At 71.2% G+C, this 24,272-nt stretch carries 25 protein-coding genes; 14 read left to right on the top strand and 11 right to left on the bottom strand.

All coding sequences use genetic code 11. From position 1 onward, the window contains the following. Positions 1-31: 31 nt before the first annotated feature. Together ACH442_RS31790 and ACH442_RS31785 are read right to left on the bottom strand one after the other, a co-directional pair. The gene (locus ACH442_RS31790) at positions 32-1,756 is read right to left on the bottom strand and encodes a putative bifunctional diguanylate cyclase/phosphodiesterase (protein ID WP_396341822.1); all 1,725 of its coding nucleotides are present in this window, start codon (positions 1,754-1,756) and stop codon (positions 32-34) included. 199 nt (positions 1,757-1,955) lie between these two features. Next, a complete protein-coding gene (locus ACH442_RS31785) occupies positions 1,956-3,020 on the bottom strand; it encodes a lytic polysaccharide monooxygenase (protein ID WP_396341821.1) in 1,065 nt (354 codons plus the stop codon). A 201-nt stretch (positions 3,021-3,221) separates the two neighbouring features. Between ACH442_RS31785 and ACH442_RS31780 the strand changes: the two genes are divergently transcribed. Continuing rightward, on the top strand, positions 3,222-3,779 hold the full coding sequence (locus tag ACH442_RS31780) for a DUF2087 domain-containing protein (protein ID WP_396341820.1): 558 nt from the start codon (positions 3,222-3,224) through the stop codon (positions 3,777-3,779). Positions 3,780-3,948: 169 nt separating this feature from the next. Here the strand turns inward: ACH442_RS31780 and ACH442_RS31775 are convergent, their stop codons facing one another. The 3 genes from ACH442_RS31775 to ACH442_RS31765 form a co-directional block, all read right to left on the bottom strand. Next, positions 3,949-4,152: a hypothetical protein gene (locus tag ACH442_RS31775; RefSeq protein ID WP_396341819.1), complete on the bottom strand. Its 204-nt coding sequence runs from the start codon at positions 4,150-4,152 to the stop codon at positions 3,949-3,951. A 35-nt stretch (positions 4,153-4,187) separates the two neighbouring features. Continuing rightward, positions 4,188-5,426, bottom strand: a complete 1,239-nt coding sequence (locus ACH442_RS31770; RefSeq protein WP_396341818.1) for an MFS transporter — start codon at positions 5,424-5,426, stop codon at positions 4,188-4,190. A 110-nt stretch (positions 5,427-5,536) separates the two neighbouring features. Further along, the gene (locus tag ACH442_RS31765) at positions 5,537-6,469 is read right to left on the bottom strand and encodes a LysR family transcriptional regulator (protein WP_396341817.1); all 933 of its coding nucleotides are present in this window, start codon (positions 6,467-6,469) and stop codon (positions 5,537-5,539) included. Positions 6,470-6,579: 110 nt separating this feature from the next. Here ACH442_RS31765 and ACH442_RS31760 point away from each other — a divergent pair, with 110 nt between their 5' ends. From ACH442_RS31760 to ACH442_RS31740, 5 genes are read left to right on the top strand one after another with little or no spacing between them, the layout of a single operon-like run. Next, positions 6,580-7,710, top strand: coding sequence for an FAD-dependent monooxygenase (locus ACH442_RS31760; RefSeq protein ID WP_396341816.1), 1,131 nt, complete (start codon positions 6,580-6,582; stop codon positions 7,708-7,710). A gap of 34 nt (positions 7,711-7,744) precedes the next feature. Continuing rightward, positions 7,745-8,689, top strand: coding sequence for a VOC family protein (locus tag ACH442_RS31755; protein WP_396341815.1), 945 nt, complete (start codon positions 7,745-7,747; stop codon positions 8,687-8,689). 2 nt (positions 8,690-8,691) lie between these two features. Continuing rightward, positions 8,692-9,609, top strand: a complete 918-nt coding sequence (locus ACH442_RS31750; RefSeq protein WP_396341814.1) for a fumarylacetoacetate hydrolase family protein — start codon at positions 8,692-8,694, stop codon at positions 9,607-9,609. A 4-nt stretch (positions 9,610-9,613) separates the two neighbouring features. Further along, entirely contained in the window at positions 9,614-10,753 is a 1,140-nt protein-coding gene (locus tag ACH442_RS31745) for an alpha/beta hydrolase family protein (protein ID WP_396341813.1), read from the top strand. Continuing rightward, a complete protein-coding gene (locus tag ACH442_RS31740) occupies positions 10,750-11,715 on the top strand; it encodes a cyclase family protein (RefSeq protein WP_396341812.1) in 966 nt (321 codons plus the stop codon). The genes ACH442_RS31745 and ACH442_RS31740 overlap by 4 nt, the downstream gene beginning before the upstream one ends. 309 nt (positions 11,716-12,024) lie before the next feature. Here the strand turns inward: ACH442_RS31740 and ACH442_RS31735 are convergent, their stop codons facing one another. Further along, positions 12,025-12,339, bottom strand: a complete 315-nt coding sequence (locus tag ACH442_RS31735; protein WP_396341811.1) for a DUF3817 domain-containing protein — start codon at positions 12,337-12,339, stop codon at positions 12,025-12,027. A gap of 353 nt (positions 12,340-12,692) precedes the next feature. On the opposite strand from ACH442_RS31735, the gene ACH442_RS31730 reads away from it, so the two are divergent. Genes ACH442_RS31730 through ACH442_RS31720 form a run of 3 tightly spaced genes read left to right on the top strand, consistent with a single transcriptional unit; the run spans position 12,693 to position 14,108 of the window. Then, positions 12,693-13,259, top strand: coding sequence for a hemerythrin domain-containing protein (locus ACH442_RS31730; protein WP_396341810.1), 567 nt, complete (start codon positions 12,693-12,695; stop codon positions 13,257-13,259). A 56-nt stretch (positions 13,260-13,315) separates the two neighbouring features. Then, positions 13,316-13,846 carry a LuxR C-terminal-related transcriptional regulator gene (locus ACH442_RS31725; protein WP_396341809.1) on the top strand — a complete coding sequence of 177 codons (531 nt, stop codon included), beginning with the start codon at positions 13,316-13,318 and terminating at the stop codon, positions 13,844-13,846. A gap of 7 nt (positions 13,847-13,853) precedes the next feature. After that, the gene (locus tag ACH442_RS31720) at positions 13,854-14,108 is read left to right on the top strand and encodes a hypothetical protein (RefSeq protein ID WP_396341808.1); all 255 of its coding nucleotides are present in this window, start codon (positions 13,854-13,856) and stop codon (positions 14,106-14,108) included. On the opposite strand, the gene ACH442_RS31715 is transcribed toward ACH442_RS31720, so the two are convergent. Continuing rightward, positions 14,077-14,859 (bottom strand): SAM-dependent methyltransferase, encoded by a 783-nt coding sequence (locus ACH442_RS31715; RefSeq protein ID WP_396341807.1) that lies wholly within the window; start codon positions 14,857-14,859, stop codon positions 14,077-14,079. The genes ACH442_RS31720 and ACH442_RS31715 overlap by 32 nt on opposite strands. Positions 14,860-14,940: 81 nt before the next feature. Here ACH442_RS31715 and ACH442_RS31710 point away from each other — a divergent pair, with 81 nt between their 5' ends. Beyond that, the gene (locus ACH442_RS31710; RefSeq protein WP_396341806.1) at positions 14,941-17,250 is read left to right on the top strand and encodes a PAS domain S-box protein; all 2,310 of its coding nucleotides are present in this window, start codon (positions 14,941-14,943) and stop codon (positions 17,248-17,250) included. Positions 17,251-17,287: 37 nt separating this feature from the next. Then, positions 17,288-19,372, top strand: a complete 2,085-nt coding sequence (locus tag ACH442_RS31705; RefSeq protein ID WP_396341805.1) for a glycoside hydrolase family 15 protein — start codon at positions 17,288-17,290, stop codon at positions 19,370-19,372. A 7-nt stretch (positions 19,373-19,379) separates the two neighbouring features. On the opposite strand, the gene ACH442_RS31700 is transcribed toward ACH442_RS31705, so the two are convergent. Beyond that, positions 19,380-19,703, bottom strand: a complete 324-nt coding sequence (locus ACH442_RS31700; RefSeq protein ID WP_396341804.1) for an excalibur calcium-binding domain-containing protein — start codon at positions 19,701-19,703, stop codon at positions 19,380-19,382. Between ACH442_RS31700 and ACH442_RS31695 the strand changes: the two genes are divergently transcribed. Then, entirely contained in the window at positions 19,693-20,037 is a 345-nt protein-coding gene (locus tag ACH442_RS31695) for a hypothetical protein (RefSeq protein ID WP_396341803.1), read from the top strand. The genes ACH442_RS31700 and ACH442_RS31695 overlap by 11 nt on opposite strands. Positions 20,038-20,209: 172 nt before the next feature. Here the strand turns inward: ACH442_RS31695 and ACH442_RS31690 are convergent, their stop codons facing one another. Both ACH442_RS31690 and ACH442_RS31685 read right to left on the bottom strand, forming a co-directional pair. After that, positions 20,210-20,611 carry an ADP-ribosylglycohydrolase family protein gene (locus tag ACH442_RS31690; protein WP_396341802.1) on the bottom strand — a complete coding sequence of 134 codons (402 nt, stop codon included), beginning with the start codon at positions 20,609-20,611 and terminating at the stop codon, positions 20,210-20,212. Positions 20,612-20,651: 40 nt separating this feature from the next. Further along, the gene (locus tag ACH442_RS31685) at positions 20,652-21,182 is read right to left on the bottom strand and encodes a hypothetical protein (RefSeq protein WP_396341801.1); all 531 of its coding nucleotides are present in this window, start codon (positions 21,180-21,182) and stop codon (positions 20,652-20,654) included. Between the two features lie 243 nt (positions 21,183-21,425). On the opposite strand from ACH442_RS31685, the gene ACH442_RS31680 reads away from it, so the two are divergent. Continuing rightward, positions 21,426-22,415, top strand: a complete 990-nt coding sequence (locus tag ACH442_RS31680; RefSeq protein ID WP_396341800.1) for a malate dehydrogenase — start codon at positions 21,426-21,428, stop codon at positions 22,413-22,415. A gap of 55 nt (positions 22,416-22,470) precedes the next feature. Here ACH442_RS31680 and ACH442_RS31675 read toward each other — a convergent pair whose 3' ends face one another. Next, on the bottom strand, positions 22,471-22,812 hold the full coding sequence (locus ACH442_RS31675) for a cupin domain-containing protein (RefSeq protein ID WP_396341799.1): 342 nt from the start codon (positions 22,810-22,812) through the stop codon (positions 22,471-22,473). 125 nt (positions 22,813-22,937) lie between these two features. Here ACH442_RS31675 and ACH442_RS31670 point away from each other — a divergent pair, with 125 nt between their 5' ends. Beyond that, positions 22,938-23,987: a sporulation protein gene (locus tag ACH442_RS31670; RefSeq protein ID WP_396341798.1), complete on the top strand. Its 1,050-nt coding sequence runs from the start codon at positions 22,938-22,940 to the stop codon at positions 23,985-23,987. Positions 23,988-24,272 lie beyond the last annotated feature (285 nt).

Raw genomic sequence — 24,272 nt, 5'->3', positions numbered from 1 at the left:
AAACTGGGCCGGCCGAGAGGAGCCGGTAACCTCACGCCGCCCGGTCGGTCGTATCACAACGGGAAGCGGCTGCCGGGAGGCCGAGGTGGAAGCCCTGCCCCTGCCGGTATCCGATCTCTTCCAGCCGCCGCGCCTGCGCCGCCGTCTCGACCCCTTTGGCGATGGCGTCGATCCCCAGGTCAGCCGCGAGCCGCGCGATCGCCCGGGCCACCGCGGTGTGCCGTCCGTCGTCGGTCACCCGCGCGGCGAACGCCGGGTGCACCTTGACCGCCGCGACCGGCACCTCGGCCAGCAGCGCCAGCGACGCCCGCCCGGCGCCGAAGTCGTCGAGCGCGATCCGCGCGCCGAGGTCCCGGACCCGGTGCAGCCCGGCGAGCGCGCTGCTGTCGTCCATCGCCGCCTCGATCACCTCGATGATCAGCCGCTCCGGCGGCAGCCCGGACGTGGCCAGCGCGGCCGCCACCCGGTCGGCGAACCCGGGTTCCCGCAGTTCGTGCGGGGACACGTTGACGTAGGTGACCGGCGCCTGCCCGCCGTCCCGGCAGGCGGTCGCGAGGACCCACGCGCCCAGCGGCACGATCAGCCCGCTGCGTATCGCGACCGGCAGGAACTCCGCGGGTGGCACCTCGCCGCGGTCCGGGTCGGTCCAGCGGACGAGGGCTTCCACCCCGGTGGTGATCCCGTCGCCGAATCGGGCGACCGGCTGGTAGTGCAGTGACAGCCGCCCGCTCTCCAGGGCCCGGCGCAGCGCGGTGAGCGTCGCGCGGTGATCGATCACCCGGGTCCGCATGCCGGGCCGGTGGTGGACGCATCGGCCCTTGCCGCCGTCCTTCGCCGCGTACAGCGCGACGTCAGCGTGCCGCAGCAGGTCCTCGCCGGTCTCGCCGGCTCGCCGCCGGGCCACGCCGATGCTGGCGCGCGGGGTGAGCGGATGACCGGCGACGTCGAGGGACCGGGTCAGTGCGGCGGTGATGCGCCGGGCGGTCCGTTCGTGGTCGGCGCCGTCGGTGAGGAGTACGGCGAACTCGTCCCCGCCGAGCCGGGCCACGAGACCGCTCTCGGGCACTGCTTCTCGCAGCATCCCGGCCACCGCGATCAGGAAGTGGTCACCGACCTCGTGCCCGAGGCTGTCGTTGATCCCTTTGAAGTCGTCGAGGTCGATCAGCAGTACCGCCGTGGCCTCGTCGAGCCGCCGGGTGAACAGCGCCCGGTTGGCCGCGCCGGTGAGCGGGTCGGAGTCGGCCAGGTCACGCAGGCGGCGTTCCAGGGCGCGCCGTTCGGTGATGTCCAGCATCGCCCCGGACAGCCCGGTCACCGCGCCACGGTCGTCGGTGAGGACACCCTTGTAGAAGGTGACGTCGTGCAGGGAGCCGTCGGCGTAGACCACCTGGGCGTCGTAGACCTGTTTGCCGCCGGCGTCGAAAAGCGCCTGGTCCGCCGCGGCGTAGACGTCGGCCTGTTCCTCGGCCCAGATGCCGTGCACGGTACGTCCGATGATCTTGTCGCGGCTGACCCCGACGTACGCCTCGAACGCCGTGTTGCAGGCGCCGTAGGCCCCGTCGGCGTCCTTGCTGAAGATCGGCGCCGGAATGTTGTCGATCGCGGTCTGCAGCTGGTGGGTGGTCCGGGCGGCCTGCCGGATCCCGTCCTCGGTGAGCAGGACGTCGACGGGCCCGCGATGTCCGGACGCGCGCAACTCGTCGAGCGCGGCAAGCGCCGCGCCGAGATCGTCGACGGGTCCGATCGTGGGCTTCATCAAGCTGCACATCGGCCGCGGCCATGCGGAGCTGAGAAAGGTGACGGGGAACGAGGTGGGGCTGCCTCGTTCCCCGTCCATGGTGCGACAGCACTGCGTGCGAGCACGCTGGGGATGAGCTGCGCCTCCGTTCGGTCAAGGTCTGGGAGCGCTCCCAGTTAACCGGACTGTAGCAATTGTTGCCGCTCGATGCGAGGGGTCAGACCGCAGAACACGCGATCACAGGAGTGGACGGTGTGCCCGCCGCGACGAAGCCGAAGCTCGTCGACCCTCCGGCGGAAAGCGTCCCGTTGTAGGTGGCATTCGTCGCCTGTATCGCGTTACCGCTGGTCAGCACCGTTGCGTTCCACGACTGCTGCACGGTCTGGGCCGCGCCGTAGGTGAGCGTCACGGCCCACCCCTTGACCGCCGCTTTGCCCGCCGTGACGGTCACGGTCGCCTGGTAAGCCCCGGACCACTGCGACGCCACCGCGACGGTCGCGGCGCAGGCGCCGGTGGCCGGCGAGGTGGACGCCGACGGCGAGGTCGACGGCGAGGTCGACGGCGAGGTGGACGGGCTGGGCGAGGAGCCGCCACCGCCGAAGTTCACGTCGCTGCAGAAGTAGTACGACTGGTCCAGGTGACTGGCCTGCCAGATCGTGTAGACCATGGCCCGCCCGGTCCGCCCCGGCACGCTCACCGGGATGTCCATCTGGACGCCGTTGCTGAGCTGCTCGGTCCACTGCGCCGCGGGTGTGTTCGGCACCTCTTTGACCAGGTCCAGATCGGACCATTTCAGGGCGGTCGTGACCGGGTTGTAGGACGGTTTGGTCACGTACACCCGGATGTAGTCGGCGCCGTGGCGTGCGCCGTCGAACAGGTTCAGCGTGAACGAGTTGGCCAGGCTGGTCGCCTTCCAGTCACCGATCGTGTCCATCGCGGCATACCGCCCGTTCTGGGTCCTCCCGGCGCTGCACAGCTGACCGTCCGGGATCGCGGCCTGGTGATTGCCGGCCACGCCCTCGCGGAAGAGGCCGTTCCAGTTCCACATCGCCTGCGGATCCGCCTGCCACGCCTGGTAGCACATCGGGTCCTCGGTCGCCATCTCCGGCGCCTGGAACTTGTCGCCCCAGCGCTCGAAGCACCCGTAGTTGCGCGAGGCGGGACTGAGGACGTTGCCGTGCGCCGACGCGGGGGAGCTCGGTGCGGCGATCACGACGAGTGCCGCGACGAGGGCGGCAATCAAGGCGGAGAACAAAAATCTTGCGCGTACGACGTTGTGCATGTGAAGTCAGCACTCCTGAGCGCAGGGCCGTTGCCCGTGGCGACGGCCGCGGATGGGGGATGCCGGGAGCTGCCCTGGCTCCCGGGGTGCCGCGCGCGCTCGCGGCAGTGCTGTGCGCCCAGACTGCCGAATGGATCGAGTCAAGTCAATGCACGCGTAATTCGGATGCCCCGTCCGCCCGTACGCACATAGGTTGTCGGAATGTCCGCCGAAGCCGCCCGTGCCGCCGAACTCCTCACGCAACTCTCGAATCCCGCCCGCCTGCGTGCGTTCGCCGGCCTGGTGGCTCGTGGCTCGGAGGGGTTCTCGATCGCCGAGATGTCGTTCCTGCTGGACATGAGCAAGCCGGAGGCCGGTGAGGCACTGGGCCGCCTGGCCGGGCTGGGACTGGCCAGTGGCTCCGGCGACGGGTATTACCGGGCCAAGCCGGAGGTGCTGCGCGAGGCGGCGCAGGCCCTGGTCGGGACACTCCCCATCGCCCCACTGCTCAAGGACTATCCGCAGCTCAAGAGCTTCTTCTCGCACGGCCGCCTGACCGGTCTACCGCCGACCATGAGTGACCGCTACGAGCAGGTCGCCGAGTTGCTCGCCCGTTTCCTCGCCGTCGAGGGCGTCCTGACCGAGGACGACGTGAACAAGCGCATCGCCCTGGTCGCCGACGACGTCGCCGCCGTCCGCCGCATGCTCGTCGACACCGGCTGGCTCGAACGCGATCGCGCCGGCACCTCCTACGGCGCCGGCCGCGTCTACACCTCGTAGCCCCGAGCAGCCAGAGCCCGGAACATCCCTGCGGCCAGCCGGCCTGCCATGGCTGGGCCGCAGGGATGTTCCGGGCCGGGTTCGGCACCCGGGCCGGCCGGCGCGCGGGCTGGGCCGCAGGATCGTCGAGTCCCGCGGCGAGCAACGGCGGGATCACCCGGTCTCCGCTTCAGGTCCGGGCGACCAGCTCCGGCGGCGTGGCCCGCAGCACCTCCCGTTCGTCGGCGAAGACCGGCTGCGTGGTCAGCGGGCGCGGGGTCAGCCCGCCGCGATCTTCGCGCTCAGCGGGCCGGCCATGGCGCCGGCCGCGCGCGGGGCCGCCCGGCCACAACGGCCTGAGCGGAGCCCGGTCCGGGCCCCGCTCGGTGATCACGTCGTGGCTCTGCCCGGCGGGCAGGAAGAGCTCAGCTAGTCGCTGGTGACGTTCAGGGCGAGCGCGGAGCGCGGGACGATCGCGAGCGTGGCCGCGGCCAGGACCGCGGTGGCCACGCCGAGGACGCCGATCGCCGGTCGCAGGCTACCGGTCGCGGCGGAGAGCCCGTTGATCAGGACGGGGGAGAGGAACTCGCCGACGAAGAGCGCGCCGGTCCACAGCCCCGTGCCCCGGCCGCGCTCCTCGAAGCCGAGGCTGTTCGTCGCCCAGGTCAGCAGCGTCGGCAGCAGCAGGCCGGTGCCGGCGCCGGTGATCACCGCTCCGAGCGTGATCACCGGCACCGCGGCGGTGGCCGAGAGGATCAGGAACCCGGCCGCCGCGAGTCCGAAAGCGATCGGCAGCAACTGGCGCGGGGTCTTCGCCGAGAGCTTCGCGAACGATCCGGCGGCGATGGCGGTGGCCAGCGACATCAGGGCGCTGAGGGCGCCGATCGTGCCGGTGGACTTCACGCCGACCTCGTCGAGCACGAACGACAGTTCCACGATCAGCGCGTAGAAGACGAGACCGCCGGCCAGCGTGACCAGGCACGGCGTCCGCAACGCCCGCCACGGCAGCGGCGGCAGGCCCCGACGCCCGGCCGCCGGAGCCGCGGAGAGCCCGGCGGGCGAGTCGGAGGAGGCGGCGCGGGCGGAGCGGGCGGGCTGCCAGATCAGCAGGGCCATCGGGACGGCCAGGACCAGGGCGACCGTGTAGAGCCAGAACGGCGCGCGCCAGCCTGACCCGCCGATCGCGCCGCCGAGTCCCAGGAACACCGTCGCCGACACGGATGCCAGCAACGTCTGCAGTCCCAGGTAACGGCTGCGCTGACGACCGGACCAGTAGTCGGCGATCAACGTCGTGCAACACGTCATGATCGCCGCCTCGCAGAGTCCGACGAGGACGCGACTGAAGATGATCGCCGGCAGCGACGACAGGTAGAGCGGCGCCGTCCCGCAGAGGGCGTACCCGACCATCGCGGCGACCAGCAGCCGTTTGCGGTCGACGGCGTCCACGATGAACCCGGCGAACGGCGCGGTCAGCCCGATCACCAGCGCGGGCACGGTCAGCACGACGGGAACGAGCACGTCGGCTCCGGCGACGCCGGCGAAGTGGTCGGTCATCTGCGGCAGGACCGGCGCGATCAGGACCGCGCCGAGCACGGACAGGCAGCTGCCGGCGAGCAGCAGCACGAGCTGGCCCGCACCGGCGCGGCGCAGGGTGACGGCATCAGACATGGAGAGCCTTCCGAGGAGGAGACGCCGGTGGCCCAGGTCACATCCGGCAGGCCCTGAATATGGTCAGAGTCCCGGCCGTCACGGAAGCCGCGATCCGCTGATGCCGGTTATCACTCAGCCTTATGCCGCAGCGTGGCCGCGGCCGAGAGGATCAACTCCCGGAACCACGCGTGGGCCGGGTCGTTGCGGTACATCGGGTTCCACCAGAACGCCTCGGCCACCGGCACCACGTCGAACGGGCAGTCCAGGATCCGGATCCCGGTCACCGGCGCCAGCATCCGGGCCAGCTTCTCCTGGATCAGCGCCATCCGCCGCGTCCCGGTGATCAGGAACGGCAGCTGGACGAACCCGTCGACGACCACCTCCACGTGCGCCTCGATCCCGAGCATCCGCAGCTGGCGGGCGGCCGGCGCGAACGCGGTCGGCCGGTCGAAGATCACCGCCCACGGGAGTGTCCGCAGCTCGTCGAGGCTCAGCGTGTCCCCGACGGTCGGATGGTCGTCGGACACGATGCACACCCAGCGGTCCTCGAACAGGTCCAGATAGGGCAGGTCCGTGACGAAGCCGTGCGGGATCACGAGGCCGTCGGCGGCGCGCAGCGTGTCGGCGACATGATCCACGGCGTACGGCGTCGTCTGTTCCAGCCGCAACCGCACGCCCGGCGCGAGTTGCCCGAGCCGCCGGGCCAGCAGCGGGCCGAGCACCGCCGCGGCGTAGTCGGAGATCACCAGCGTGAACTCACGGTCCAGTTGTGACGGGTCGAAGTCGGCGGTCGAGTCGAAGACCCGGCGCACGCCGGCCAGGGCGGGGCCGGTCAGCAGCGCGACCCGGGCGGCGAGCGGTGTCAGCTCGTACCGGTTGCCGACGCGGGTGAGCAGCGGGTCGCCGAAGTGCCGGCGCAGCCGGGCGAGCGCGCCGCTGACCGCGGGCTGGCTGACGCCGAGCTGTTCGGAGGTGCGGGTCACGTTCCGCTCGCGCAGCAGCGTGTCGAGCGTGACCAGCAGGTTGAGATCGAGGTTGGCCAGTACCCGGTCGACCGCCATCCCGTCACTATAAGCCCGGCTGATTGCTCGCATCAGCAAGTCGACCTTCCGTAATACCCCGGTCTCCGGAGACAGTGGTCCCAGTCACACGAAACGGGAGGGAAACCGCCGTGCCAGCAGTTCGTAACGTTCTGGTCGTCGGTGGTGGTGCAGCCGGCACCGCCGCGGCGATCCTGCTCGCCGAGGGTGGCGTCGCGGTCGACCTCATCGACCTCAAGCCCGACGTCTCCGCCCTCGGCTCCGGAATCACGTTGCAGGGCAACGCCCTGCGGGTGCTGCGTCAGCTCGGCGTCTGGGAGGACATCCGCGCCGAGGGGTACGCGTTCGACACGCTCGGTCTGCGCGCCCCCGACCCAGCCGGCACGCTGATCGCCGAGCTCACCGACATCCGCACCGGCGGCCCGGACCTGCCGGCGACGCTCGGCATGTACCGCCCGGCGCTGGCGAAGATCCTGATCAAGCGGGCCGGGGAGGCCGGCGCGACGATCCGGTTCGGCGCCCGGCCGGAGGCCCTGGAGCAGGACGGCGACGCGGTCACGGTGCGCCTGGCCGACGGCACCACCAAGCGGTACGACCTGGTCATCGGCGCCGACGGGCTGCGTTCCTGGACGCGGCGCGCGGCCGGGATCGACGGCGAACCGCAGCCGGTCGGCATGGGTATCTGGCGCACGTTCACCGGGCGGCCGGAATCGATCACCCGGACCGACCTCTTCTACGGCGGCCCCGCCTACATCGCCGGGTACTGCCCGACCGGGCCCGACAGCATCTACGCGTACCTGGTCGAGGCGGTGCAGGACCGGTTCAGCCTCAGCCCCGAAAAGGCGCTCGCGACGATGCGCGAGCTGGCCGGGGCGTACCACGGGCCGTGGGACGACATCCGGGAGACGCTGACCGATCCGAGCCGGGTCAACTACACCGCGTTCGAGAGTCACGTGCTGGACGGGCCGTGGCACCGGGGCCGGGTCGTGGTGATCGGCGACGCCGCGCACAGCTGCCCGCCCACCCTCGCGCAGGGCGCGGCCCAGGCCCTGGAGGACGCGTCGGTCCTGGCTGAGCTGCTGCTCCGCGACGACGCGGTGACCGACGAGCTGTGGAGCGAGTTCACCGCGCGGCGACTCCCGCGTGCCAAGGAGGTCGTCGAGGCCTCCCTGCAACTGTGCCGCTGGCTGCTGGCCCGCGAGCGTGGCGACGTCCCCGGCCTGATGGCCCGGATCTCCCACCTCGTCGCAGAGCCTGCCTGAGGACCGTGCCCGCCTGAATCCGGAGAGAAGTGCCATGAGCAACGACGAACGACTGATCACTCACCTGCGGCACGTGGACCTGGCCGTGCCGGACTACGACAAGCAGCTCGAGTTCTACACGACCATGTGGGGCCTGGACGCCGAGACCAGCGACGAGGGCATCGCGTTCCTGGCCGCGGCCGGCTCGCCCGAGCAGTACTCGGTGCGGCTGCGCAAGGCCGAGGAGAAGCGCCTGGACCTGATCGCGTTCGGCGCCGCGCACGAGACCGACGTGAACGCGCTGGCGGAGCGTCTCGCCCGGGCCGGCGTGAAGCTGGTCAGCGAGCCGGGCGCGCTGCAGACCCCGGGCGGCGGCTACGGCTTCCGTTTCTTCGACCTGGACGGCCGTACCGTCGAAGTCTCCTGCGACGTCGAAGTGCGCCGGCACCGCAAGCTGGAGGAGGGCGAATCGGTCCCGGTCAAGCTCTCGCACGTGGTGATCAACTCGCCGAACCCGGAGGCGACCGTCGCCTTCTACGACGAGCACCTGAACTTTGCACTTTCGGACACCTTGATGCACCCGCGGATGGGCTCGATGATGTGGTTCCTGCGCACCAACCGCTGGCACCACAGCCTGGCGATCGCCCGCGGCCCGCACGTCTCGCTGCACCACGCGTCGTTCGAGATGCGCGGCATCGACGAGTACATGCGCGGCACCGGCCGGCTGCTGCGCGGCGGCGTCGAGAAGGTGTGGGGCCCCGGGCGGCACATGGCCGGGAACAACACCTTCAGCTACTTCCTCGACCCGCACGGGAACACCATCGAGTACACCACTGAGCTGGAAGAACTCGACGAGGACACGTGGCACCCGCACCTCTACGACTTCTCCGACCCGACCGTGAGCGATCAGTGGGGGACGGCGAACCCGATGAACGAGTTCGTCGCCAAGCAGTCGTTCAACGACCCCGACCGCGGCATCTTCGTCGCGCCCCCGGTGTGACGATGAGGATTGCCACCTATCAGGATGAGAACGGCGTCCGGTCGGGCGTGATCCGGGACGGCTCGATCTTCCCGTTCGTCGATGACGTCGACGTGCTTCACGTGATCGAGAACGGTCTCGTGGACGTTGCCAAAACCGGAACCCCGATTTCCGCGGTACGGCTTCTGGCCCCACTGCGGCCGCCCTCGGTTCGCGACTTCGTGGCGTTCGAGGAGCACGTCGAGGGTGTCCGGCGCAGCATCGACGGCTCGGCCGGAGTGCCCGAGGCCTGGTACGACGCGCCGACGTTCTACTTCACCAACCCGCACGCGATCTACGGTCCCGGCGACGACATCCCGTTCCCGGCCGCGTCCGTGGCCCGCGACTTCGAACTGGAGGTCGCCGCCATCGCGGGACCCGGCCGGACGATCTTCGGGTACACCGTCTTCAACGACTTCTCGGCCCGGGACCTGCAGGGACGCGAGATGAAGGTGAACCTGGGACCGGCCAAGGGCAAGGACTTCGCCTCGAGCCTCGGGCCCTGGATCGTGACGGCGGATGAGCTGGATCCGTACAAGATCGATGGTTTTCTCGATCTGTGGTGTGCGGCCGAGGTCAATGGCGTCGAGGTCGGGCGGGACCTGCTCAGCAACATGGGCTGGACGTTCGAGACGATGCTGGACTACGCCGCGCGGGACAGTGTGGTGAAGCCCGGTGACGTGCTCGGATCCGGAACGGTGGGCAACGGCGGATGCCTGGCCGAGTTGTGGGGCCGCAACGGGACCCGGAATCCGCCGCCCTTGACGGACGGCGACGAGGTCACGCTGACGGTGCAGGGGATCGGCAGCCTGACGAATCGCGTCACCTCCGGACATCCCACTGAGCCGCTGGCCCCTGTTCGCCGACGTGACCCGGCCAGCGCTCGCGCAGAAAGGCGATAACTCGATGTTCGAATACTTCCCCGGCAACTACGTCTGGAACCTGGGCGTGGTCGCCACCCTGAACAGCGGCGGCCTGATCGACGAGGTCGACCGCGCCTGCCGCCCGATCCGCGAACTCGGCGCGCAGGGTGCGGACGTCGGCACCAAGGAGTTCATGGCGTCGTGGGCCGCGGTCGCCGAGGACCTGGCGACGCAGGCGGCGGCCGACGAGAAGGCCGGCCACCTGCGCACCGCGGGACAGAAATACCTGCGCGCCACGAACTACCTGGCCCAGGCCGAGCGCATGCAGTCGGCCAAGAAGCCGGACCGGAACGTCTTCTACCGCCGCTGCCTGGAACTGCAGCAGAAGGCGTTCGACCTGATCGACCCGGCCACCACCCGGGTGGCGATCCCGTTCGAGGGCGCGCTGCTCCCGGCGTACTTCACGAAGGCCTCTGACGGCCCGGCACCGGTGATCATCATGTTCAACGGGCTGGACTCGACCAAGGAACACATGTACTCCTCGGGCTTCCCGCAGGAGATGGCCGCCCGTGGCATCTCCACGCTGATGGTCGACACCCCGGGCAGCGGCGAGGCGCTCCGGCTCCTCGGCCTGACCAGCCGGGTCGAGTCCGAGGACTGGGCGCGGGCCTGCGTCGACTACCTGCTGACCCGCGACGACGTCGAGACCGACAAGATCGGACTCGTCGGGTGGTCGCTCGGTGGCTACTACGCGCCGCGCGCCGCCGCGTTCGAGAAGCGGCTCGCGCTCGTCGTGGCCTGGGGCGCCAACCACGACTGGGGCGCGGTGCAGAAACGCCGGCTCGAACGCGAAGGCGAGAACCCGGTCCCGCACTACTGGGACCACGTGCTCTGGGTGTGGGGCGAGACCGACCTGGACACCTTCATCACGAAAGCCGAGGCGGTCAACCTCGACGGCGTGGTCGAGAAGATCACCGTGCCGTTCCTGATCGCGCACGGCGAGAACGACCGGCAGATCCCGCTGCAGTACGCCCACCGCTCCTACGAGCAGGCGGTCAACGCGCCCCGGCGTGACCTGCGGATCTTCACGGCGGCCGAGGGCGGGGCCGAACACATCGGGCTCGACCACTTCGCGCACGTGCGGACGTACATCGCCGACTGGATCACGGACGTCCTGGCATGATCGATCGCACGGATCCCGAGGGCGCCATCGCCGCGGCCACCGAACGGTGCTCCAACTGGGGGCGGTGGGGGGCCGACGACGTACAGGGAACAATGAATTTCCTGACGCCGGAGAAACGGGCGTATGCCGCGACCCTGGTGCGCCGCGGAACCTCGTTCTCACTGTCGCAGTCGTTCGACGCCAACGGGCCGCAGAAAGGCTGGCGGCGGCGCACCAACCCGGTGCACACCATGCTCGACACCGGCACCGACGCGGTCACCGGTGTGCAAGGCTTCCCGCACGGGCTCGGCGGCGCCGACGACGTGATCGCGATGCCGTTGCAGTGCTCGACGCAGTGGGACGGGCTCGGCCACATCTTCGACCACGGCCACGCCTGGAACGGCCGGCCCGCCGAAAAAGTCGTGACCAGCCTCGGCGACGGCGTCACCGGCATCGAGACGGTCGCGTCAGTGATCGCCGGGCGAGGGGTGCTGCTCGACGTCGGACGGGCTCTCGGCACCGGCGGCGAACTTCCGGACGGCTTCGCCATCACGGAAGAACACCTGGTGGAGACCATCGCCCGGCAAGGCGCCACGTCCGCTGTGGGTCAAGGCGACATCGTTCTCGTACGTACGGGTCAGCTCACCCGAGCCCGGCGGAACGGCTGGGGTGACTACGCGGGCGGTCCGGCGCCCGGCCTGTCGTTCACCACCGCGGACTGGCTGCACCGTACGGAGATCGCCGCGATCGCCACCGACACGTGGGGCTTCGAAGTGCGGCCCAACGAGTTCGACGACGCGTTCCAGCCGTTGCACCAGGTGGCGATCCCGCACATCGGGCTGTTCCTCGGCGAGATGTGGGACCCGGACGAACTCGCGGCGGACTGCGCGGCCGACGGCGTCTACGAGTTCTGGCTGACGGCGGCCCCTCTCCCGATCACCGGGGCGGTCGGCAGCCCGGTCAACCCGATCGCGGTGAAGTAGCCCGGCCCAGCTGGAAAAAGGGGCGCGTCCACCGGACGCGCCCCTTTTCCGTGGCGGAGCACAGGCGGTGGCGGCCGCCCAGCGCGCTCCTGTTCGATAAAGCTCTTCAGTTCAGATCCGCCTCAGCCGGCTTGGTGCTGCGCTGTCCGGCTGTCCTGCGTTGCCCGGCTGTCCTGCGTTGCCCAGCCGTCCTGCGCTGTCCAGCCGTCCTGCGCTGTCCAGCCGTCCTGCGCTGTCCAGCTCGGCGACTTGTGGCTGCCGGCTCAGCCGGCTCGTGGTGGCCGACTCGTCCGGCTTTCGCCGTCCGGCTCAGACGGTGGCGGTTGCCGGCTCCGCGGCCGGGCGGCGCCTGGTGACCCAGCGCTCGAAGATCAGCGTGGTCAGCGGCGGGATCGACGCGCCCAGCGCGAAGAACGTCCGCCACAACGACCACCGCTCGGCCCGCGACACCCAGAACGTCGCGGCGAGATAGGCGACGAACAGCGCGCCGTGCACCCGCCCGAACAGCCACACCCCCGCATCCGTCGTGTGCGAGACGTGCTTGAGGTACATCCCCACGAGCAGCCCGGTCCACGAGAACGCCTCGGCGACCGCTGTCACGCGGAACACCCGGAACGCTTCCACCCGCAACCCCCTCCACGATCCATGCCCCGCCGACGGTACGACCCCGAAGTTGAGTGTTTCCTGGCAGCCCGGCCTGCTGATCGTCGCTGTGCGGCCCGGACGCGGGCCGGCGGTCGGCGGTGAACCCGGTCAGGTCTCGCGGGCGACTCCGGTGGGATCGCATCTGTCCGGTGCGCGGTTCGCCGACCTGTATGCCGGCCGGCCGTTGAAGAAGGCGGGTGACTGCGGAGCGCTCAGAAGTGCAGCCGCCGAAGTTGCCCGGAGGGAGTTATGGCGTCGGTGCCGAGCGGATGAAACGGGCGAATCGGGGTAAATCTGAACCGCAAGTTCATGGCTGAGGGCAGGGGGAATCGGTGCCGGACATCGTGGAGATCATCAAGGAGCAGCACAAGCAGGTCGACGACCTGCTGAGCCAGGCCGAGGAGGACGGCTCGGACACGGCCGCCCTGCTTCAGGAGGTGGCCCGGATGCTGCTGCCGCATTCCGAGGCCGAGGAGGACTTCGTCTACCCGGCGATCCGCGACAAGGCGGAGGAGACCGGCGACGAGGTGCGTGACGGCGTCGAGGAGCACCGTCAGATCGAGGAGATGCTGAAGAACCTGCTCGACGGCAGCCCGGACGATCCCGGCTACGACGGCACGCTCGCGGCGATCATCGGCGAGTTGCGGCATCACGTGCAGGAGGAAGAGGAGGATCTGCTTCCGATCCTGGCCGATCGCCTCACCGACGAGGAGCGTGCGGAGATGGGGCAGCGGTTCGTCGAGGCGACGACCGGCGCGCTCCCCGAGACTCCCGTGACGGACGGCGACGGCGGCCACGAGACGCGCCGGGAGCTTTACGAGAAGGCCAAGGACCAGCACATTCCGGGGCGTTCCCGGATGTCGAAGGAGGAACTGGCCGAAGCGGTCAGCGGGGATTGAACCTCATCCTGGAGGTGTGGATCACACAAGACTCGGCAAGATCTACATTCTCGGGCATGTCGCTGCAAACGCATCGAAGCCACACCACGGTCGTTGCGCCTCGACCGGTGCTGGCACCACACCTTCAGGAGATCATCGAGTCTCTCGCCGCCGGTCAGACGGCGCGCGAGATGGCTGCCCGCTTGTACATCTCACCGAACACGGTCAAGTCGCGGCTGCGTACGCTCTATCAGCAGCTCGGCGCCCGTGACCAGGCACATGCCGTGGCCATCGGCTTCCGGATCGGGATCCTGCGGGCGGCCGCTGAGGCCGACCCGGGCCCCGACCGGCAGCCGGTCATGATCGGCACTCTCGACCCGGACAGTCTCCGTGACACGATCGCCGACCTGACCGCGCTGCTGCGCATCGTGGAACGGGTCCGGGAACTCGACGGCGGCCACCTGCCGGACCTGCTGCGGCAGGTGGGGGAGTTGGCCAGCCGGCCACAGGAGGATCCTCGCGGCGCGCTGGAGCGGATCGCAAAATTAGCCGCCGAGGCCGGATTCGGCGTGGATGAGGCGCGCGCCGAGCCGTATTCCCGACAATAATGGACTGGTGGGTGACCGTCCGGTGGAGCGGATGCGGCCGTGCCGTCGCTGCGGTCACCCGACCCGGGTGGACCGCATGGTGCAGGGCTACGGGCGTAACTGTGCCGCGCTGATGGGCCTGATCGGTGGCTCGGTCGACACCGGGCACGCCGGCCCGGATCTGTTGGACCTGCTCGAGGTCGAGCCGGAGGACTGTTGCGACGGCTGGGACCGTCCGGCCGACAACGACTTCATCGGCGGACGCCGACCCCGGTCAGTATGAGGGACGCGGCCGGGTCGCTGAGCTGCTCGACGGCTCCTTCCGGGCGCCATCCGGGCCCGCGCACCACTCCCGGGTCGGCCAGCTGCCACCCGTCGAACAGTCGCGCGAACCGTTGCTCGTCGCGCGGCACGAACGGTGTCCCGGTCCGGCTGTAGAGGTCGGCGACCCGGTCCACGCCTTCGGGGTCGAGGCCGCCGCTGGCGTGCGACAGCGCGAGCAGGCTGCCCGCCACGACCGCCTCGCGGTAACCGTGCAGCGTCGCGTCGAGCACCGGCCCGTCGGGGACGAAGTGCAGCACCGCGAACATCAGGATGCCGACCGGCCGTCCGAGATCGATCACCGTGTTCAGGGCCGGGTCGTCGAGCACCGCGGCCGGGTCGCGCAGGTCGCCCTGGACCACCACGGTCCGCGGGTCGTCGCCGAGCAGGTCGCGGGCGTAGAGGACGGCGGTCGGGTCCACGTCGACGTAGGCCACCCGTGCCTCCGGGTCGGCGGCGAGGGCCACCTCGTGCACGTTGCCCTCGGTCGGGATGCCGGAGCCGAGGTCGATGAACTGGCGTACCCCGTTCGCGACGGCCCAGCGCACCACCCGGTGCAGGAACGCGCGGTTGGCCCGGGCGAGTGCCGCCATCTCAGGGACGATCTCCATGATCCGTGAGGCGACCGACCGGTCCACGGCGAAGTTGTGCGTGCCGCCGAGGAAGGCGTCGTAGACCCGAGCGGAGCTGGGCCGGTTCGGATCGATGGTCACGACGTCGACGATGCCCGGGAGACGGCGAACCCATGCCTGGAATTCCGGAAATTTGGTAGTTTGGTGGGGGAGGGGACGGGTGTGGAGTCACGCAATGAGCTGCCGCGGCTCCTGATCGACACCGCGCCGGATGCGATCATCATCTGCCGCTCGGACGGCGTCGTGACGATCGCGAACCGCCGCGCGCACGACATGTTCGGCTATCCCCCCGGCCGGCTCGTCGGCACCTTCGTCGACGACCTCTTCCCCGACGACGTCAGACCGGCGCTCCCCAAGAAACGCGCCCAGTACCTGGCCGGCGAGACCCGTCCGCTGCGGCGTGTGCCGGTGCGCGGCCGGCGCCGCGACGGCTCGGTCTTCCCGGTGGAGATCTCGCTCTCCGGGGTCAGCGCCCCCGACGGTGAGACGTACGTGACCTCGGTCCTGCGCGACGACACCGCCCAGCGCCGGGACGCCGCGGCCCGCGCCCTGCTCGCCTCGGTCGTCCAGTCCTCGCACGACGCGATCGTCACCGCCGACCTGAACAACCGGATCCTGTCCTGGAACCCGGGCGCCGAGCTGCTCTACGGCTTCCCGGCCGAGCAGATGATCGGCGTCCCGATCGACGAGATCATCCCGGCCGAGCGCCGTGCCGACGAGCAGCAGATCCGCGACCTGGTCCGGATGGGCGGCCGGGTCGACCGGTACCGATCACTGCGGCTCACCGCCTCGGGTCAGCCGGTCGCGGTCGCGATGCTGGTCTCGCCGCTGCTCGACGAGCACGGCACGCTGGTCGGCACCACCAGCACCGCGCGGGACATCAGCGAGCGGGAACGCACCGAGGCCCGCGTCCAGGCGATCCTCGACGCCGCGCCGGACGCGCTGCTCGGCGTCTCCGAGGCGGGCCAGGTGGTGCTGGTCAACGCGGCGACCGAGCGCCTGTTCGGGCATCCCCGGCACGACCTGATCCACCTGCCGGTCGGGCGCCTGCTGCCGGACGGCCTGCCCCCGGTCTCGGCGGTGCTGCGGACCGGCGGCGACTCGTCCACCCCGCTGGACACCGAGCGGACCGAGGACCGGGAGCAGCGCTGGGCCAAGCGCCGGGCGATCCGCAGCGACGGCGCCGAGCTGCCGGTCGACATCACGGTCAGCGCGCTGCACATCGACAGCGGCGTGATCACCGTGGCCGCGGTCCGCGACATCACCGACCGGCTCGCCGCCGAGGCCGAACGCCGCCGGCTGCGCGAGGAGACCGACCGGCAGAAGCTGGAGGCCCGCATGCAGCAGGCCCAGCGCCTGGAGAGCCTGGGCCAGCTGGCCGGCGGCATCGCCCACGACTTCAACAACCTGCTCGCGGTGATCCTCAACTACGCGGCGTTCATCATCGAGGACGCCGCCGGCAGCCCACCGGCCGCGGACGCCGAGCAGATCGCCCGGGCCGCCCGGCGCGGCAGCGACCTCACCCACCAGCTCCTCGCGTTCGCCCGGCGCGAGGTGATCCGGCCCCGGCCGCTGGACCTCAACGCGGTGGTCACCGAGGTGCACCAGATGCTCGACCGGTCCCTCGGGGAACACATCAATCTGACCGTACGGACCAGTCCCGGCCTGCCCGCGGTGATGGCCGACCCGGGACAGCTGGAACAGGTGCTCGTCAACCTCGCGGTCAACGCCCGGGACGCGATGCCCACCGGTGGCCGTCTCACCATCGACACCGCCGACGTCCGGGTCGACGCCGAGCACTCCGCCGCCCGCGCCGGGCTCAGCCCCGGGCACTACCTGCGGCTGCGCGTCTCCGACACCGGCACCGGCATGCCCAAGGAGGTGATCGACAAGGCGTTCGAGCCGTTCTTCACCACGAAACCCAGTGGGCAGGGCACCGGGCTGGGGCTGGCCACCGTCTACGGCATCGTCACCCAGGCCGGCGGGACCGTGCAGATCTACTCCGAGCCGGGCATGGGCACCACGTTCACCATCCTGCTGCCGGTCACCGACGTGCAGGCGCAGGAGGTCACCACCGAGGAGAGCGACGAACGGCTGGCCGGGCACGGCGCCACCGTGCTGCTGGCCGAGGACGAGGACGCGCTGCGCGAGGTCACCTCCCGGATCCTGGTCCGCGGCGGGTACACGGTGCTCGCCGCGAACGGGGGCGAGGAGGCACTCCGGCTCGCCGCGACGCAGCCGGTCGACGTGCTGCTCACCGACGTGATCATGCCGGGGATGCTGGGCAAGGACCTGGCCGACGCGGTGACGAGCCGTCACCCCCGGACCAAGGTGCTGTTCATGTCCGGTTATGCCCAGCCGGTGCTGACCGACCACGGGACTCTCGCGTCCGGCGTGCACCTGCTGGAGAAGCCGTTCACCAGCGCGGAACTGATGCGTGCCTTGCACGATGAGCTCCAAGCGAAGCCTTGACGAGTTAACTTCTTCGATGTGTGGGTAAGCGGGCGTCATGCCGTACCGGAAAATCGGTCGCCTCATGGCGGCCGCCCTCCTCGGTCTCACCCCGATCGCTGCCGCCCGTGACGTCCCGGCGCCCGGCGCACCCGGCGAGGACCGGCAGTACCTGCCCGCCGACAAGACCGGCCTGGTCACGTCGGCCGGGCCGGAGAGCACGATCTGGGCGACCGTGCAACGCACCGGTGGTCTCGGCGAGATCTTCTACCCCGACCTCGGCACGCCGAGCGCGCGGGCGCTGAGCTTCGTCGTCACCGGCCCGTCCGGCCCGGAGACCGCGGCGTCCGTGGACACCGCCATGACCGACGACCGCAGCCTGAGTTTCCGGCAGCGGCTGGCCGGCCCCTCCGGCCGGTGGCGACTCTCCCTCGCGTACGCGACCGACCCGCACCGGGCCACCGTCCTCGCCGACGTGGTTTTCACCGCCCGTCCGGGCTACCGCCTGCACGCGGTCTTCGACCCGGCACTGGGCAACAGCAGGAGCGGAGATTCCGGCCGTACGGAGGGACGTGCTCTTCTGGCCTCCGACGGTGACGTGGCCAGCGCTTTCGTGGCCGCGCCGGCCTTCCGCACCACGTCCAGCGGCTTCACCGGGACCAGCGACGGGCTCGACGCGCGATACACCTCCGCCGGGCCCGGCTACCTGGTGCAGGCCGGGCAGCTCGGCACCGGCCACACCACGCTCGCCCTCGGCTTCGGCCCGTCCACGAGCGCGGCGCTCGACGGGGCCCGGGCCGGGCTGCGACGCGGCTTCGGCGCCGGCGCCCGCGAGTACGCCGCCGGCTGGCACCACTACCTCGGCACCCTGCACCGGCCGCCGGCCGTTGCCGACCGCGCGCTCTGGCAGACCTCCGCGATGGTCCTGGCCGCCAGTGAGGACAAGATCCACCGCGGCGCGTACGTGGCCTCGCCCGGCTCGCCGTGGGCCTTCGGGCGCGACGACCCGTCCGGGCCGTACCACCTGGTCTGGTCCCGCGACCTCTACCAGATCGCGACCGGTCTGCTCGCCGCCGGTGACCGGGCCGGCGCGACCCGGGCGCTGGACTACCTGTTCACCGTCCAGCAGAAGCCGGACGGCTCGTTCCCGCAGAACTCCCGGCTCGACGGCACCCCGGTCTGGGACGGGCTGCAGCTCGACGAGGTCGGGCTGCCGATCGTGCTCGCCTACCAGCTCGGCCGCACCGACGCGGCGACCTGGGCACACGTGAAGAAGGCGGCGGATTTCCTGGTCGGCTTCGAGCAGGACGGCAACCACGCGCCGTGGAGCCCGCAGGACCGGTGGGAGAACCAGTCCGGGTACTCGCCGGCCACCATCGCCGCCGAGATCGCCGGACTCGTCTGCGCCGCGTCGATCGCCGCCGACAACGGGTACGACACGGCCGCGGCACGCTATCTGACCGTTGCCGACCAGTGGCGCGCGAACGTCAAGGCGTGGACCGTCACCACCACCGGGCCGTACTCGGCCGCGCCGTACTTCCTGCGGCTGACCAAGGACGGGAAACCCGACCGGGGTACGACGTACGACATCGGTGACAGCGGCCCGTCCGGAGTCGATCAGCGGCGGGTGGTGGATCCCGGGTTCCTCGAACTCGTCCGGCTCGGTGTCCTGCCGGCCGCCGATCCCGACGTACGCAGCTCGCTGCGCGTGATCGACGCCGAGCTCGGCGCGGGCCCGTACTGGCACCGGGCGTCCTTCGACGGGTACGGCGAGAAGGCCGACGGCAGCCAGTGGGACTACCCGCTGCCGGCCGATTCGCAGATCACCCGGGGCCGGGCGTGGCCGCTGCTCAACGGCGAGCGCGGCGAATACCTGCTGGCCCGCGGCTCGCACGCCGCGGCCCGCGCGCAGCTGAAGGTCCTGGCCGGCGCGGCCGGGCCCAGCCGGATGCTGCCCGAGCAGGTGTGGGACCAGTACCCGCCGAACCGGCCGCTCGGCACGCCGAGCACCTCGGCGACGCCGCTGGCCTGGACACACGCCCAGTACCTGCGGCTCGCCGCGGACCTGGCCGCCGGGCGGGTCCTGGAGCAGCCCGCGGCCGTCGCCGGCCGTTACCCCGGGCCCGCGGTGGCCGCCCGGTGACGCGGCGCTACTCGCAGACGACCCCGTCCTTGTCGGCGTCCCGGTACCAGGCGTATTCCGGGTCCACACCCTTGGTGTACGGCCCGTATCCGGCCTTCTTCGCCGCCTTGCAGGTGCCGAACCGCGGGTCGGTGCCGCCGCTGCCACCGTCGCCGTCGCCGGTGTCCGGCTCGTCGGGCTCGTCCGCGTCACCGGACTCGCAGGCGATGCCGTCGCCGTCGCGATCCAGCGCCTTGCGGTAGCCGGGGTCGCTCTTGCGCAGGCCGGAGTGCCCGGCGTCGTACACGGCATCGCAGTTGGCGTAGTAGACCGGCTTCACCGTGGTCTTCACCGGCGTCGGCCTGGTCGTCGTCACGGCCTTCGTGGTCGCCACCGGCACCGCGGTCGTGGGACTCGGGCTCGGGCTCGCCTCCTGCGTCGGCTCCGGCGCGGCGAGCGGCTCCGTGGAGATGGCGGCCGACGGCTGGATCGAACCGGCGTTGTCCGTTCTGGGCGAGTCCGGCGCGAAGATCGACGCCCCGCACGCGACCAGGACCACCACACCGACCACCCCGAGCAGCGCCTTGCCCGGGGTCACCTTCGCCGACGGTTTACTCACCTGCGGGTACGGCGCGGGCGCCGGATACGGCAGCGGCTGCCCGGGCACGGTCGGCGGATACTCGTGACCCGGGGCGACGGGCGGGCCCGGATACGGCGTATCGGACGAACCGGACCAAGGATCCTGCGGCGGCGGCAAACTCACAGCAGGAGCTTCGTGTCCGAAGACGCCCATCACCACCCACCGATCGGCCCGTCACCGCGACGCGAGTCGATCCCGCCCCTGACCGAACGGCCCACTCACCCCCATCGATCGACCCGGCCCGGCGGCGACTCACACCGTTCCCGCCACACCCCGGGCACCCCGGACAGCCCGGTCCGCGCGCCGACCACCCCGCCCGCGACGGCGCAGGTGGTGTCGACGTCCCCGCCCGCCGAGGCGGTCGTCCACAGCGTCGCGACCAGGTCGTTCGGGTGCCGGGCGGCGCACCACAGTGCGTACGGCACGGTGTCCGGCGCGGAGATCCGCAATCCGCTCCCGACCGCCGCGGCGACCACCACGGGGTCGGCGCCGCCCGGGAACTCGGCGGCGGCCCGGAGTCCGTCCCTGACCTGACCGGCCGGGGTCCACCCGGCCACGGCCGCAAGCGTCCACGACCCGTCGCCGGTGCTCATCGCGGCGGCCACCGCCACCGCGATCACCAGGCCGCCCTCGGGCCGGGGGGTGAGGTGGCGGGGTGAGTCAGCCGGGTGAGGCGGAGAAGGGCGCGCTGACCGGCGGCGGCACGAGCGGCGTCGCGGGTGTCTCCGGCGGCTCGCCGGAGGTGAAGACGCCCAGGCAGGCGCAGATCGCGACCACCATCGCGGCGATCAGCAGCAGCACGGCGACGGCGAGCCCGGGATAGCGCTGCGGCGGCGGCCCGAGGGCCCCGCGCAGGAAGGCGAGCAGCGGCGCCCGGTACTCCAGTTCGGCCGTCTGCCCGGGCAGCGCCACCACGGTCGTCTCGGCCGCGCCGATCCGGGCCGGCAGCAGGTACGGCACGTGCACGTGCACGTGGTGTTCGCCGAACGCGACGGGCGTGGTGACCCGCCCCCAGCTCGCCGGCACGTTCTTGCCGTCGATCTCCAGCACGGGGGTGAAGAGCCCGAGCACGAAGGCGAGCGGCGCGTATCGCATGGTCACCGCGATGGTCGCGCCGCCGTCGCCCCGCGCCGGGTCGAGCGGCGGGAAGCCGGGGGAGAAGGGCCGATAGGGCGGCGCCAGGATGGCCACGCTGCACCTTTCCTCGAAGTCCGCCGATGCAGGATATGCCCGTGGGGCCAGAGTACGGAAAACCTCTCGCGTCCACTGTGGATGTGCCGGCCGGGCCGGGGCGGGCGGCTCCCACCGGCCCGTCACCGGACGGACGAAGTAACGCGTGAGGTCACACCCGTAGGCATCCGCGTCACCGTCCCGTAACGCGAGGACTAGAGTCCGGTTCGGGTGCCGAATGCCTCAACCTCGGGAGACAAACTCATGACTAAGACACCGGTCACCGTCACCGTGACGGGCGCTGCCGGCCAGATCGGCTACGCGCTGCTGTACCGCATCGCCTCCGGTCACCTGCTGGGCGCCGATGTGCCGGTCCGGCTGCGCCTGCTGGAGATCCCGGCCGCGGCCAAGGCGGCTCAGGGCGTGGCCCTCGAGCTCGACGACTGCGCGTTCCCGCTGCTCTCCGGCGTCGACGTGTTCGACGACCCGAAGGCCGCGTTCGACGGCGTCAACGTGGCGCTGCTGGTCGGCGCCCGCCCGCGCACCAAGGGCATGGAGCGGGGTGACCTGCTCGAGGCCAACGGTGGCATCTTCGGCCCGCAGGGCGCGGCGATCAACGCCGGTGCCGCCTCCGACGTACGGGTGCTGGTCGTCGGCAACCCGGCGAACACGAACGCGCTGATCGCCCAGCAGCACGCGCCCGACGTGCCGGCCGACCGCTTCACCGCGATGACCCGGCTCGACCACAACCGTGCGCTGGCCCAGCTCTCCAAGAAGCTGGACGTGCCGGTCGCCGAGCTGCGCAAGGTGACGATCTGGGGCAACCACTCCGCCACGCAGTACCCGGACGTCTTCCACGCCGAGGCCGCCGGCCGCCCGGTCAAGGACCTGGTCGACCAGGCCTGGCTCGCCGACGAGTTCATCCCGCGGGTCGCCAAGCGCGGCGCCGAGATCATCGAGGTCCGGGGCGCGTCCTCGGCCGCCTCCGCCGCGTCGGCCGCCCTCGACCACGTCCACACCTGGGTCAACGGGACCGCCGAGGGTGACTGGACGTCGGCCGCGATCGTCTCCGACGGCTCCTACGGTGTCCCGGCCGGGCTGATCAGCTCGTTCCCGGTCACCGCCAAGGACGGCAAGTGGGAGATCGTGCAGGGGCTGGAGATCAACGAGTTCTCCCGCGCCCGCATCGACGCCTCGGTCGCCGAGCTGCAGGAGGAGCGCGCGGCTGTCCAGGGCCTCGGCTTGATCAAGTAAAAACCAGAAGCAAAGGCCGCTCATCCCGTACGGCGATGAGCGGCCTTTGATTTTCTCAGAGTCCGGTCACGTAGAGCTTGCGCAGCGGCTCCGACACCGTCCAGACGGTTTTCGTGCCCTCGGCGAGGCGGACCAGGTCGCCCGGCCGCACCTCGAAGGTCGCGCCGTCGGCCTCGATCGTGGCCCGCCCGCCGAGCACCAGGAACGCCTCCTCGGACTCGACGTCGCGCACCGCGCCCACGCTCATCTCCCAGACGCCGGCCTCCACGCCCAGCCCGTCGAGTGTGGTGACGGTCACCGCGCCGGTGGTCGGCGAGCCGGCGACCACCTCGTCCGGGTGAACGGGCTCGTGGACAACGGTGACATCGGCGAGGTGCCAGATCGAGACTGGGTCCATGAGCTTGCACGATAGCCGTACGCTGCTCTGCAAGATCGGCTGGTGGGAGAGGGTTGCCACGCTCCTGTCAGACGGTGTTGCTAGGTTTTCGAGGAACCCGGGATAGAAGCACAAGAGAGGGCATCGTGGTCTTCAAGAAGCTGTTGGGCGCCATGGGAGTGGGCGGCCCGAGCGTCGACACCGTGCTGGACAATCCGAGCACCTATCCGGGCGCCCCGCTCACCGGTCGCGTCAACCTGACCGGCGGCACCCAGGAAGCGGACATCGAGCACATCACGCTCGCCCTGGTCACCCGCATGGAGGTGGAGGGCGGCGGCAGCGACTATTCGACCACCGGCGACTTCTACCGGCTGACCGTCTCCGGCCCGATGCGGCTGCACCCCGGTCAGCAGCTGTCGATCCCGTTCCGCATCGACATGCCGTGGGAGACGCCGATCACCACGGCCTACGGGCAGCCGCTGCGCGGCATGGTGATGGGCGTGCGCACCGAGGTGTCGATCGCCCGGGCGCTGGACAAGGGCGACCTCGACCCGGTCTACGTGCACCCGCTGCCGATCCACCAGAAGATCCTGGACGCCTTCGGCCAGCTCGGCTTCCGCTTCAAGTCCGCCGACCTGGAGTACGGGCAGATCTACGGCGTCCACCAGACGCTCCCGTTCTACCAGGAGATCGAGTACTGGCCGGCCTCGCAGTACGCCCACGCCGTCAACGAGGTCGAGCTGACGTTCGTGACCAGCCCGCACTCGGTCGAGGTGGTGCTGGAGTTCGACAAGCGCGGCGGCCTGTTCCACAGCGGCCAGGACACCTACGGGCGCTACACGGTCTCCCACCACGACGCTGACACCACCGACTGGCGTTCGGTCGTCGACGGCTGGGTGCGCCAGGCGGTCGACCACCACCGCTCCCGCCCGGGCTACGGTGCGCCGCACGGCGGCCACGGCGCTTACGGCGCGCCGGGCTACCCGCCGCCCCCGCCGCCCGGGTACGGGCACGGCGCCCCGGCCTACGGGCACGGCGGCCACGGTGGCGGTTACGGTCACCACGGCCACTACCGTGGCGGCCACGGCAGCGGCATGGGCGGCGCCATCCTCGGCGCGGTCGGCGGTCTGGCCGCCGGCTACGTGATCGGCGAGGCCGTCGAGGACGTCTTCGAGGACTTCGGCGACGACGACTGACCCGCTGGCCAGCACACTCCTGGCCCGGCCACCTCCCACAGGCGGCCGGGCCGTCACGTCCCAGCCCCACGCCGCCTCGCCCCCAGGCGGCCTCGTCCCCACGCCGCCTCGCGCGCCGCCTCACACGCCCGCCTGTCGCGCCGCGCTCGGGCTGCGTCGTGCACCTTCCGTCCGCCTCGCCTCGCCTCGCCCGCCTCGCCTCGCCTCGCCCGCCTCGCCTCGCCTCGCCCGCCTCGCCTCGCCTCGCCCGCCTCGCCTCGCCTCGCCCGCCTCGCCTCGCCTCGC

It is taken from the genome of Actinoplanes sp. NPDC020271, from assembly GCF_044388125.1.
In the GTDB taxonomy this organism is placed as follows: Bacteria; Actinomycetota; Actinomycetes; order Mycobacteriales; family Micromonosporaceae; genus Actinoplanes.
Note: the sequence above shows the minus strand (reverse complement) of the source record. Positions and strands in the feature narration are given on the sequence as shown.

Coding starts and splice junctions, on each gene's coding strand:
- ACH442_RS31740 (WP_396341812.1), top strand. CDS start 10,750: ATGATCGATCGCACGGATCCCGAGGGCGCCATCGCCGCGGCCACCGAA.
- ACH442_RS31675 (WP_396341799.1), bottom strand. CDS start 22,812: ATGGACCCAGTCTCGATCTGGCACCTCGCCGATGTCACCGTTGTCCAC.
- ACH442_RS31785 (WP_396341821.1), bottom strand. CDS start 3,020: ATGCACAACGTCGTACGCGCAAGATTTTTGTTCTCCGCCTTGATTGCC.
- ACH442_RS31745 (WP_396341813.1), top strand. CDS start 9,614: ATGTTCGAATACTTCCCCGGCAACTACGTCTGGAACCTGGGCGTGGTC.
- ACH442_RS31770 (WP_396341818.1), bottom strand. CDS start 5,426: ATGTCTGATGCCGTCACCCTGCGCCGCGCCGGTGCGGGCCAGCTCGTG.
- ACH442_RS31680 (WP_396341800.1), top strand. CDS start 21,426: ATGACTAAGACACCGGTCACCGTCACCGTGACGGGCGCTGCCGGCCAG.
- ACH442_RS31750 (WP_396341814.1), top strand. CDS start 8,692: ATGAGGATTGCCACCTATCAGGATGAGAACGGCGTCCGGTCGGGCGTG.
- ACH442_RS31790 (WP_396341822.1), bottom strand. CDS start 1,756: ATGAAGCCCACGATCGGACCCGTCGACGATCTCGGCGCGGCGCTTGCC.
- ACH442_RS31725 (WP_396341809.1), top strand. CDS start 13,316: ATGTCGCTGCAAACGCATCGAAGCCACACCACGGTCGTTGCGCCTCGA.
- ACH442_RS31755 (WP_396341815.1), top strand. CDS start 7,745: ATGAGCAACGACGAACGACTGATCACTCACCTGCGGCACGTGGACCTG.
- ACH442_RS31780 (WP_396341820.1), top strand. CDS start 3,222: ATGTCCGCCGAAGCCGCCCGTGCCGCCGAACTCCTCACGCAACTCTCG.
- ACH442_RS31765 (WP_396341817.1), bottom strand. CDS start 6,469: ATGGCGGTCGACCGGGTACTGGCCAACCTCGATCTCAACCTGCTGGTC.
- ACH442_RS31705 (WP_396341805.1), top strand. CDS start 17,288: ATGCCGTACCGGAAAATCGGTCGCCTCATGGCGGCCGCCCTCCTCGGT.